14 protein-coding genes are annotated in these 10,511 nt (G+C 74.2%); all 14 read right to left on the bottom strand.

Annotated features, from left to right (window positions below):
- Nucleotides 1-5: 5 nt before the first annotated feature.
- Nucleotides 6-281, bottom strand: coding sequence for a flagellar biosynthesis protein FliQ (gene fliQ, locus ACI79I_RS05615; RefSeq protein WP_456944260.1), 276 nt, complete (start codon nucleotides 279-281; stop codon nucleotides 6-8).
- Complete coding sequence (fliP, locus tag ACI79I_RS05610; protein WP_456991301.1) at nucleotides 278-1,114, bottom strand: flagellar type III secretion system pore protein FliP; 837 nt, start codon at nucleotides 1,112-1,114, stop codon at nucleotides 278-280. The genes fliQ and fliP overlap by 4 nt, the downstream gene beginning before the upstream one ends.
- Nucleotides 1,114-1,509 carry a FliO/MopB family protein gene (locus tag ACI79I_RS05605; RefSeq protein ID WP_456944262.1) on the bottom strand — a complete coding sequence of 132 codons (396 nt, stop codon included), beginning with the start codon at nucleotides 1,507-1,509 and terminating at the stop codon, nucleotides 1,114-1,116. Before ACI79I_RS05605 ends, fliP begins: the two co-directional genes overlap by 1 nt.
- Nucleotides 1,506-2,240, bottom strand: coding sequence for a flagellar motor switch protein FliN (gene fliN, locus ACI79I_RS05600; RefSeq protein ID WP_456991300.1), 735 nt, complete (start codon nucleotides 2,238-2,240; stop codon nucleotides 1,506-1,508). The genes ACI79I_RS05605 and fliN overlap by 4 nt, the downstream gene beginning before the upstream one ends.
- Nucleotides 2,237-3,190 (bottom strand): flagellar motor switch protein FliM, encoded by a 954-nt coding sequence (locus tag ACI79I_RS05595; RefSeq protein WP_456991299.1) that lies wholly within the window; start codon nucleotides 3,188-3,190, stop codon nucleotides 2,237-2,239. The genes fliN and ACI79I_RS05595 overlap by 4 nt, the downstream gene beginning before the upstream one ends.
- Before the next feature lie 116 nt (nucleotides 3,191-3,306).
- Nucleotides 3,307-3,783, bottom strand: a complete 477-nt coding sequence (locus tag ACI79I_RS05590; RefSeq protein ID WP_456991298.1) for a flagellar basal body-associated FliL family protein — start codon at nucleotides 3,781-3,783, stop codon at nucleotides 3,307-3,309.
- Nucleotides 3,776-4,681, bottom strand: a complete 906-nt coding sequence (locus ACI79I_RS05585) for a flagellar motor protein MotB (RefSeq protein WP_456991297.1) — start codon at nucleotides 4,679-4,681, stop codon at nucleotides 3,776-3,778. Before ACI79I_RS05585 ends, ACI79I_RS05590 begins: the two co-directional genes overlap by 8 nt.
- Before the next feature lie 31 nt (nucleotides 4,682-4,712).
- On the bottom strand, nucleotides 4,713-5,483 hold the full coding sequence (locus ACI79I_RS05580; protein ID WP_456991295.1) for a motility protein A: 771 nt from the start codon (nucleotides 5,481-5,483) through the stop codon (nucleotides 4,713-4,715).
- A gap of 3 nt (nucleotides 5,484-5,486) precedes the next feature.
- Entirely contained in the window at nucleotides 5,487-5,771 is a 285-nt protein-coding gene (locus ACI79I_RS05575) for a flagellar FlbD family protein (protein ID WP_456991294.1), read from the bottom strand.
- A gap of 310 nt (nucleotides 5,772-6,081) precedes the next feature.
- Nucleotides 6,082-7,317: a flagellar hook protein FlgE gene (locus ACI79I_RS05570; protein ID WP_456991293.1), complete on the bottom strand. Its 1,236-nt coding sequence runs from the start codon at nucleotides 7,315-7,317 to the stop codon at nucleotides 6,082-6,084.
- A 77-nt stretch (nucleotides 7,318-7,394) separates the two neighbouring features.
- Nucleotides 7,395-7,820 carry a flagellar hook capping FlgD N-terminal domain-containing protein gene (locus ACI79I_RS05565; protein ID WP_456991292.1) on the bottom strand — a complete coding sequence of 142 codons (426 nt, stop codon included), beginning with the start codon at nucleotides 7,818-7,820 and terminating at the stop codon, nucleotides 7,395-7,397.
- Between the two features lie 16 nt (nucleotides 7,821-7,836).
- Nucleotides 7,837-9,123, bottom strand: coding sequence for a flagellar hook-length control protein FliK (locus tag ACI79I_RS05560; RefSeq protein WP_456991291.1), 1,287 nt, complete (start codon nucleotides 9,121-9,123; stop codon nucleotides 7,837-7,839).
- Entirely contained in the window at nucleotides 9,120-10,067 is a 948-nt protein-coding gene (locus tag ACI79I_RS05555; protein WP_456991290.1) for a transglycosylase SLT domain-containing protein, read from the bottom strand. The genes ACI79I_RS05560 and ACI79I_RS05555 overlap by 4 nt, the downstream gene beginning before the upstream one ends.
- Nucleotides 10,055-10,507 carry a flagellar export protein FliJ gene (locus ACI79I_RS05550; RefSeq protein WP_456991289.1) on the bottom strand — a complete coding sequence of 151 codons (453 nt, stop codon included), beginning with the start codon at nucleotides 10,505-10,507 and terminating at the stop codon, nucleotides 10,055-10,057. The genes ACI79I_RS05555 and ACI79I_RS05550 overlap by 13 nt, the downstream gene beginning before the upstream one ends.
- Between the last annotated feature and the right edge of the window lie 4 nt (nucleotides 10,508-10,511).

Here is a 10,511-nt window from a genome sequence, read left to right as displayed (position 1 = left end):
GGTCGCTACGTCCGGTCGAGCAGCCGGGGCAGCGAGTCGAACAGGCCGTGCGTGAAGCTGACCAGCTCGGAGAGCACCCAGTTGCCCGTGACCAGCAGGGCGATCGCGACCGCGATCATCTTCGGCACGAAGGACAGGGTCGGTTCCTGGATCTGGGTCGCCGCCTGGAACAGCGAGATGAGGAAGCCGACCAGCAGGGCGGTCAGCAGGACCGGGGCGGCGACCTTGGCGCCCAGCATCATCGTCCGGATCGCGATCTCGGTGACGTCGGCGTCGGTCATGCGTACGACCCCACCAGCGCCGTCGTGATCAGCGCCCAGCCGTCGACCACGACGAACAGCAGCAGCTTGAACGGCAGGGACACGATCGCCGGCGGCACCATCATCATGCCCATCGCCATGAGCGCCGCGCTGACCAGCATGTCCAGCACCAGGAACGGGATGAACACGACCAGCCCGATGATGAACGCGCTCTTGAGCTCGGAGAGGACGAAGGCCGGCACGAGCGTCGTCATGCTGACCGCCTCCCGGGCGGCCGGCGCCTCCTCGCCGGAGAGGCCGACCATCAGCTCCAGCTCGTCCTCGCGGGTGTTGTCGAGCAGGAACTCCTTGAGCGGCACGACGCCGACGTCGTAGGCCTGGGAGACCGTCATCTGCCCGTCGAGGTAGGGCTGCACCGCGGAATCGTTGATGTCGCCGAAGACCGGGCCCATCACGAACAGGGTCAGGAACAGCGCGATGCCGGTGATGACCGTGTTCGGCGGCGCGGACTGCATGCCCAGCGCGTTGCGGGTCAGTGACAGCACCACGACGATCTTGGTGAACGAGGTGGCGAGCAGCAGCACCGCCGGGGCCACCGACAGCACGGTGATCGCGAGGATCAGCGTCACCGAGGTGCTCGGGCTGCCACCCCCCACGGAGATGTCCACGCCGCCGTCCACGGTGGGCACGACCGGCGCGGTGGGGTCGGTCGGGGGCGTCGGCGCGGTCGGCGCCGCCGAGGCGGGGTCGGCCAGCAGCGTGAGGACGACGCCGATGGCCGCCACCAGCAGCAGGACCAGGCCCGCGCGACGCGCGAACGGGGCGCCCCGGGCGGGCGCGGGGGAGGAGGTCATCAGCGGCGGACCGTCCGCTCGCGCAGCTGCTGCACGAACGTCGTCCAGCCGCCGCGGTCGAACACCGAGCCGGCCAGCGCGCCGGAGGCGACCGGGGCAGGGGTCCGGGCCGCCGCGGTCGCCGCCTGCCGCTCCTGCAGCGTCTCCTCGACCAGGTCGCCGTCGACCTCGGCGAGCAGGGTCACCTGCTCCTCGGTCGCGCCCACGACGAGGACGCGGCCGGCGATCCGCACCACGTTGACGGTGCTGGCGCGGCCCATCCGCTGGCGGGCGACGACCTCGATGAGGCCGTTGCCCTGACCGAGGCCGCGCTTCTTGGCCAGCCGTGCGGCGAACCAGAGGACGCCGCCGACGAAGGCCAGGGACAGCAGCAGCCGGATGACCATCCAGGTCATGGGGCCACCTCGTTGGCGTCGGTGACGATCTCGCTGATCCGCAGGCCGAAGTCCTCGTCCACGACGACGACCTCGCCGCGGGCGATCAGGGTGCCGTTGACCAGCAGGTCGGCCGGCGCGCTGGCCGCGCGGTCGAGCTCGACGACCTCGCCGGGGTGCAGCGAGAGCAGCTCGCCGACGGTCATCCGGGTGCGGCCGATCTCGACGGTGACCTCCATGGCCACGTGCCGCAGCAGGTCGAGGCTGCCGCGCTGGGTGCGCGGCTGGGGGAGGGTCACCTGCAGGGCGAGGGTCGCCTCCACGGTGGCGCCCCCGGCCAGCAGCGGGACGGCGACGAACATGCCCTTGTCCCGCAGCCCGTCCATCGCGGTGTCGGGGTCCTCGGTGCGCTCGGAGTCCACGCGGACCCGGCCCAGCGTCGCGGCCGCGGCCTCCAGGGCGGGCCGCAGCGCGGCGGCGACGTCCATGGCGCCCACGGGCGAGTTGGTCAGGGCGTCGGCGATCTGCGCGGAGACCACCAGGACGACGTCCCCGCTCACCTCGCCGGAGAGGCGCGCCATGACCGCGGTCGCGGCCTCGGCGGGGAGGAGGACGGCGTCGGGGTCGTTGACCGGGGCACCCGGCACCAGCTCGGCCGCGGCCGGGACCAGCCCCGCGGCGGCGCGCGCGGCGGAGGCCACCACGGCGATCACGGTCTCGGAGGCCTGCGAGTGCTCCACGGAGGCGGTCATGCGGTGTCCTTCTGGGCTGGGGCCTGGCCGGAGGCCGGGGTGGGGACGATGGCGGCGGCGAGCCGGCGGCGGTGGTTGCTCGCGATCGCGTACGCGAACGTCACGTCGTTGGTGGTGACCTCGAGCGGCGCGTCCTGCGGGTGGCGCAGCAGCAGGACGTCACCGACGGCGAGGGAGAGGAGGTCCTCGGAGGAGACCTCCAGCGGCGTGAAGCGGATGCCGACCTCGACCGGCACCATGGTCAGCCGCTCGGTCAGCGCCTCGAAGGCCCGGCGGCGCTTGGCCTGCGCCGACTCCGACAGGTGCGGCGAGGCCGCGTTGTCCAGGGCGGTCTGGAACGCGGAGAAGGGCAGCACCAGCGTGGCCTCGCCGGCGCGGCTGCCGACGCCCAGCGTGAAGGTCGCCACCATGACGGTGTCCGAGCCGGCCGCGGCCTGCGCCAGCTGCGGGTTGTACTCCACCTCGCTGAGCTCCGGCTGGAGGTCGACGATGTGCGCGAAGGCCGCGGTGAACTCCTGCAGCAGCCGGGTCAGCAGGTGGTTGGTGATGGTCGTCTCCATCACCGTCATCGGCCGGTCGGGCTGGTCGGCCGACCCCGAGCCGCCGAGCATGTGGTCGACGCTGGCCATCGCGATCTCCAGCGGGTAGGCCAGGACCCCCTTGCCGGCCAGCGGCTCGAGCGTGAACGTCACCACGAAGTGCGGGTTGGGCAGCGTCGCGACGTAGTCGTCGTAGGAGTGCTGCTCGATCCCCAGCAGCTCCATGCGCGCCCCCGTGCGCAGCATGGTGGTGAGCACGGTCGTCGCCTGCCGGCCGAACGCCTCCTGGGCGATCTGCAGGACGCGGACGTGCTCGCGGGAGAGCTTGGTGGGCCGGCGGAAGTCGTAGGTGCGGGGTTCGCCGCGCCGGCTGCGCCCGGTGGGGGCGGTTCCGTTCTCGGGGCGGGTCACCCTCCCTTCATCGGCCGGGAACGACGCCGCCCTGACCGGCGCGCGAGGCGCGGCCGATCAGGGCGGACGGGTGGGACTGCTGTGACGGCTGGGGTCGGACGGGGCCGCCCCCGGCGTCACTGGGTGACGTACTCGGTCAGGTAGATGCCCATGACCACCTCGTGGCCGTCCTCGGCGTAGGCCTCGACGATCTTGTGCTCGAGGGCCTCCTTGAGCGCGTCCCGGGCACCGGTCACGTCGGCGGGCTGGGCCTGCGAGAAGGTGGCGATCACCAGGTCGAGGGCCTTGGAGCCGTCGACGCTCGCGCCTCCGTGGCCACCGCTCGCGGCGGCCTCGGTGAGCTGCAGCGCGATGCCGACCTTGAGGTACCCGCCGCCGGCGAGGTTGACCGCGATCGGGTCCAGCGGGAGGACCTCCCCGGCCACCGGCTCCTCGGCCGCGGCCTCGCCGCTGCCGGCGAACAGGAAGAAGTACGCCGCGCCGGCGAGGGCGAGGACCGCCACCAGCCCGATGACCAGCAGCTTCTTCTTGCCACCGCCCGTGGCCTCGCCGTCCTCGGGCGTCTCCTCGGTCTTCTTGGTCTTCTCAGCCATGGGTCTCCTCCTGGGCTCCGGCGTCCAGGCCGGGCAGCAACTGGTTGGCCTCCGCGGAGGCGTCGGACAGGACCACCACGTCCACGCGGCGGTTCACGGTGACCGCGTTCGGGTCGGTGTCGGGCACCAGCGGCCGGGTGTCGGAGTAGCCGTTGGCGGCCATCCGCTCCTGCGGGACGCCGTCCCCGGCCAGGTACCGGACGACGGTGGTCGCGCGGTAGGCCGACAGCTCCCAGTTCGACGGCCACGGACCGCCGGGGGTGACCGGCAGGTGGTTCGCGTGGCCCTCGACGCCGAGGTCGTTGGGCAGGGCCCGCAGGGTGGGGGCGATCGCGTCGAGGACCGTCCGCCCCTCCGGCCGGAGCACGGCCTCCTCGGCGTCGAAGAGGACCTGGTCGGCGACGATGTGCACGACCAGGCCGCGCTCGTCGATCTCGAAGCGGGCCGCGCCCTCGTGGCCGGCCATCCGCAGCGCCGACTCGATCCGGTCGCGGGCGGCGGCCAGCTCGTCGTACTCGGCCTGCGCCTCGCTCGCGACGCGCTGGGACTCGGCGAGGGCGGCCTGCGCGGCGGCGGCGTCGACCTCGGCCTGCTCGACGGTCTGGTCCGGGGCGATCGCCGAGGCGATGTCGACCGCGCCGGGCAGGCCGTCGAGCACCGACCCCTCCGGCGTCGGCCCGGGCTGCACGGCGATCGGGCCGCCGAGGCTCTCGGACAGGCCCTTGGCGAGGGCGGCGAACTTGTCCTTGTCCACCTGGCTCATCGCGAAGAGCACCACGAACAGCACGAAGAGCAGCGTCAGCATGTCGGCGTAGGACACCATCCACCGCTCGTGGTTCTCGTGCTCCTCCTCCTCGTGCTTCTTGCCGCGACGGCGGCCGTGGCCGCCGGAGCTCACAGCTCCTCCCGGGATGAGCCCGCGAGCCCGCTCACGCCGCCTCCTTGGCCTGCTCGCTCGGCGGCACGAGGGAGATCAGCTTCTGGCGGACCGCGCGCGGGCTGGTGCCGGCCTGGATCTCGGCGATGCCCTCGACGAGCATCTCCATCTGCGCGGCCTGCAGCTCGCTGACCCGCAGGATCTTGGCGCCCATCGGCAGGAACCAGAAGTTCGCGGCCATGACGCCCCACAGCGTGGCGACGAACGCGGAGGCGATCATCGGGCCGAGCGACGACGGGTCGTCGAGGTTGGCCATGACGTTCATCAGGCCGACGATGCAGCCGACGATGCCGATGGTCGGCGCGTAGCCGCCCATGGCGTTCATGAACTTGGCGGCGACCTTGTCCTCGGCCTTCTTGGCCGCGATCTCGCTCTCCAGGACGCCGCGCAGCTGCTCGGGGTCGGTGCCGTCGATGCCCATCTGGAGGCCGCGCTTGAGGAACGGGTCCTCGATCGCCTTGACCTGGGCCTCGAGTGCGAGCAGGCCCTCCTTGCGGGCCTTCTCGGCGAGGCCGACCAGCGTCTGGATCTGCTCGGTGGCCGGCGGCACCTTGGCCGGCACCACCGCCATCTTGAACCAGCCCGGCATCTTCTTGAGGTCGCCCATCGTCTGGCTGGACATCGCCGCACCGAAGGTCGCCACGATGACCAGGACGATCGCGGGGAGGAACAGCAGCGAGGTCGGGTCGGAACCCTCCAGGACCATGAAGACCAGGAGGGCGACGAGCGAGACGACGAAGCCGATGAGAGTGGCCGGATCCACGGGTCAGCGCTCCTCGCGGGCAGGGAAGGGGACGACGGAGGCGCTGGCGTCGCCCTCCGCCGGACGGGACGAGGAGCGGTAGGTGCCGCGGTCCATCTCGTAGGCGGTGGCGAGGATGCTCGCCCGGTACTCGCGGATCTCGTCGAGGACGTCGTCGACGCTCTCCGCCACGACGTACCTCGTCCCGTCGACGAGGAAGACGACGGTGTCGGGGTGGCCCTCGACCCTCTCGACGAGGTCGGGGTTGAGCGCGAACCGCTCTCCGTTCAGGCGCGTCACACGGATCACGGGGTGGTCCTCACGGATCGGTCGGGGAGGGGAGGGCGGCCGCACGCGGCGTCGCTGCCCGGCTGTGTGTTGTCATCGGCGTCGCGGCGACCCGGCTTGAGCCGAACGGGGCGCCTCACCCCCGGGGGTGAGCTGCGGGAACGGTGTGGCGCGCGGGGCGAGCGACGCCGCCGCACGCACGACGGCCCGGCCCCTCCGAGGAGGGACCGGGCCGCTGGGTGACCTGCTGGGACGTCTCCCTCCAGGGCCCCGGCCCCGTCCAGGGCACCGCCCCGAGCGTGCGAGGGGTGGGGAGGACGGGGTCCTCCTACTAGCGCTTGAGGTTGACCAGGTCCTGCAGCACCTCGTCGGAGCTGGTGATGACACGGCTGTTCGCCTGGAAGCCGCGCTGGGCGACGATCAGCCCGGTGAACTCCTCGGCCAGGTCGACGTTGGACATCTCCAGCGCCCCCGCGGTGAGCGTGCCCGCGCCGCCGGCCCCGGCGCGGCCGACGACGGCGGTCCCGGAGTTGTTGCCCACCCGGAACGAGGAGTTGCCGGCCTTCTCCAGACCCGCGGGGTTGGCGAAGGTGGCCAGGGCCAGCTGGCCGATGTTCTGGCGCAGGCTGTTGGAGTAGACGCCGACGATGGTGCCGTCCGCGCTCAGCGAGAACGACTGCAGGGTGCCGGGGGCGTAGCCGTCCTGCTCGGTGGGGACCAGGGAGCTGGCCGAGCCGAACTGGCTGACCTCGCTGATGTCCACGGTGACCGGACCGGGCCAGCTGGCGGCCATCGTGGCGCTCGGCGTGAAGGTGAGGGTGTTCAGGCTCGGGGCGCCCGTGGTCGCGTTGAAGTTGATGACCGGGGCGGCCGGCGAGGTGACGAGGGTGGCGCCGGTCTCGTCGGTCAGGGACACCGACCAGCGGTTGGCGACCGTCGTGTCCTTGGTGAACGTGGCGCTGATCTGGTGGGCCTTGCCCAGGGCGTCGTACATGGTGATCTGCGACTGGACGGCCGTCCCGCCCGCCGCGGCGCTGGACAGGTTGCCCCGGATGCCGCCCTCCCGGGAGGCCTTGGGCGGCATGACCTGGCCGTAGGGCACCGACAGGTCGCCGATGGCGCCGTTGGTGTCGACCGTGCCGTCGGCCCGGGCCGTCCAGCCCTGCAGCACCGCGCCGTCCGGCGTGACCAGCTTGCCGCTGCCGTCGAAGCTGAACGACCCGGCCCGGGTGTAGGTCTGCTCGTTGCCGGCCGAGGTCACGAAGAACCCGTCGCCGCTGATGAGGAAGTCGGTGGAGCGCCCGGTGTTCTGGGTCGAGCCCTGCCCGAAGTTGGTCGTGATGCCGGCGACCTTCACGCCGAGACCCACCTGGGCGGGGTTGGTGCCACCGCGCTCGGCGGTCGGGGCGCCGCCGTTGCTCAGCACCTGGGACAGGGTGTCCTCGAAGACGGTCTGGCTGCCCTTGAAGCCCACGGTGTTGACGTTGGCGATGTTGTTGCCGGTCACGTCGAGCTTGGTCTGGTGGGCGCGCAGGCCCGAGATCGCGGAGAACATGGATCGCAGCACGGGAGGGGCTCCTCGGGGTGGGGTCGGTCCTCGCGGGGGACCAGCGGCAGGGGGGAGTCGGTCGGGGTCGGTCGGGGTCAGTCGGAGGAGGGCAGGGCGACCTCGGTCAGCCGGCCGAGCGGGACGGTGACCCCGCCCACGACGGCCGCGGGTTCCTCGTCGCCGGCGAAGCGCACCGAGCTCACCGTGCCGGTCACCGTGGTGCCGTCCTCGGCGGTGTAGCTGACCGCGTGGCCGACCAGTGCTCCGGCGCTCAGTGAGCGCTGCAGGCTGAGCAACTCGGCGTTCTGGGTGGCCAGCTGCTCCAGCTTCTCGACCTGGGTGAACGTCGCGGTCTGCGCCATGAACTCGGTCGTGCTGCTGGGGTTGCTCGGGTCCTGGTAGCGCATCTGCGCGACCAGGAGCTTGAGGAACACGTCCTTGTCCATCTGGTCGGTGCGGGTCACCGACGTGGTCGCGGGCGTGGTGGGGATGCCCCCCGTCCCGCCGACGGGATCGGTCATGGTCGGTCGACTCCTCTCAGACCCGGACGTCCAGGCCGGACGCGGTGGTGGTGGCAGGGGGGCCGGCGACCGGCCGGCCGTCGCCCTCGGGGGTGCGCAGCCACGGGCGGCCGCGGCCGTCGGGCGAGCCCTGCTGGCCGGCCCGGTCGCCGCCGGGCTGCTGCTGGCCGGGAGTCCAGGCGGTGCCGGGGTCCCGGTCGACCGAGGCGTTGGTGCAGCTGAGACCGGCGTTCTGCAGGTCGCGGCGCAGGTCGGGCAGGGCGTCGAGCAGGGCGGCCCGGCCGGCCTCGGTCGCGCCGCGGAGGGCCAGGTCGACAGAGCCGTGGGTGAGGGTCACCTGCACCTCGACGGTGCCGAGGGTCTCCGGGGTGAGGACGACGGTCATCGTGTGCACGCCGTCGGGTCCGTTGCGGAGGACGGCGACGTGCGAGGCGACCTGCGTGCCCACCGGCGGGGACCCGGCGTCGGCCGCCGGGCCCACGCTCGGTGCGGCCGCGGCGACCGGGGCGGGTGCGGGCGCCGCGCCGGTGACCGGTGCGGCCGCCGGGGCGTCGTCCTCGACGGGTGAGGCGGGCGCCGCGGGGACCGGGGCCGGCGCAGCCGGCGCCTCGGCGGGCGCCGGCGCCGCGGGAGCGGCCGGCACGGGGAGCGGCTCCGCGCCGGCGTCGGGCGCGGCCGCGGCGACGACCACGAGACCGGGAACCGGGAGGGCGGCGGCACCCGCGGCGCCGGGACCCGCGGCGCCGGGACCCGCGGCGCCGGACGGCAGGACGTCCGTCGCTGCGGGGAGTCCCGCAGCGGGCACGGCGGTCGACGTCCCCGCTCCGCCGGGGAGCGCGGCGGCGCCCGTCGGGACACCGGACAGCACGGCGGCGTCGGAGGCGGTGCCCGGGACGGTGGCGCTTCCCGGCACCGAGCCCGCCGGGACGCCGCCGGGACCGGTCCCCGCACCGGCGGTCACGACCGCGCCCGCCACCGCGGGGACCCCGGAGGCCGGAGCCGCCTGCGCGGCGGGCACAGCGGGGCCCAGACCGGTCAGCAGCGCCCACAGCCCGGGCGGCATCCCGGCGGGGACCACGGGGGGCTCGGCCGGTGCCGGGTCGTCGGGATCGGGGGTCTGCGCCGCCGTCTCCGCCGGTGCGGCGTCCGGCTCACCGGCCGCGTCCTGCCCGCCGGCGCGCCCCTGGCCACCGGCGACCGCGTCGTCCAGGGCGGAGGCGAACCGCTCGCCCCCGCCGGGGGACCCCGCCGGTGCGGCGGCCGGGGCCGCGGGCGGGGGAGCCGCCATCACGGGTGAGGTCATCGGTAGGCCTCCGCCTTGCTGGTCACGGAACGGACGTAGTCCTGGGTCTCGGCGTAGGGCGGGATGCCGCCGTAGCGGCGCACCGTGCCCGGTCCGGCGTTGTAGGCGGCCAGGGCCAGGTCGGTGGAGCCGAACTGGTCGGTGAGCTGGCGGAGGTAGCGGGCGGCGCCGTCGACGGCCGACGCCGGGTCGAACGCATCGACGCCGAGCCCCTGCGCGGTCGCCGGCATGAACTGCATGAGCCCCTGGGCGCCGGCGGGGGAGACCGCCGAGGCGTCGAAGCCGGACTCCTGCGACGCGACCGCCGCCAGCAGCGCGGGGTCGACGCCGTGCCGGGCGCCGGCCGCGGAGAAGAGGTTCGCGTAGGGGACGCCGGCCAGGGAGCCGCTCGACGCGGTCGCGGCCGCCGTGGTCTGCGCGGGGAGCACGCGGCGGATGACGGCCGGGTCGCCGACCGACTGCACCTTCACCGTCTCGCCCTCCTGGGGCGCGGCGATCATCTCCCCGTCGCCGATGTAGATCCCGACGTGGTCGATGCCGGGCCGGGAGGAGTGGTCGAAGAAGACCAGGTCGCCGGGGCGGGCGTCGGCCAGCGAGGCGACCGCGGTGCCGGTGGTGGCCTGCTGCGCGCTGGTCCGGGGCAGGTCGACGCCGAGGTCGCCGTAGACCCGCTGGACGAGCCCGGAGCAGTCCAGCCCCTTCGCCGGGTCGGTCCCGCCCCAGAGGTAGGGGACGCCGAGGTGCTTCCGTGCCTCGGCGACGACGGCCTGCTCGGAGGCCGCCGACGCGGTGCCGGCAGCGGTCGGCGCCGTCGCCGCGGTGGCGGTGAGGCCGGCGGCGGTGGCGGCCGTCGTCCAGGCGGCGCTCGTCGACGTGCGGACGGGTGCCGCGAAGCGGGCCTGGATCTCGCTGATCCGGGCCTGCACCTGGGTCAGTCCGTCCACGGCCCCTCCTCGGCGGGGGCGCGGCGGCCGGAGCGGCCGGTCACGAGGTCGTCCACGGTCCTCTCCTCGGCAGCCTGCTCGGCCAGTCGCACCGTCTGCACGTGCCGTTCCCGCAACCGCTCCAGGCCCTTGGTCCGCTGGGCGGCCGCCGTCCAGGCGGCGCGCACCAGTTCGGCCTGCTCGGCGGAGGCGGTGGCCAGGGCGCGGGCGGACGCCGCGTCCTCCGCCGCCACCCGCGCCAGCACCATGGCGGCGCGGAACGCGCCGGGGGAGGTGGGACCCGCGGGCACGGCGGAGGACAGCGCCGCCTCGGCCTCGGTGGCCCGCCGGTCGGCCTCGGCCGCCGCGCGCGCTGCCTCGGCGGCCGCCAGGGCGGCGGTGCGCTCCTCGGTGCGGCGGAGCTCCAGGACCGGCTGCAGCCGGAACGCCGCCCGCTTCACGCCG

It is taken from the genome of Geodermatophilus sp. SYSU D01105, assembly GCF_054050095.1.
The sequence above is the reverse complement of the archived record's forward strand: the minus strand, read 5'-3'. Positions and strand labels throughout refer to the sequence as shown.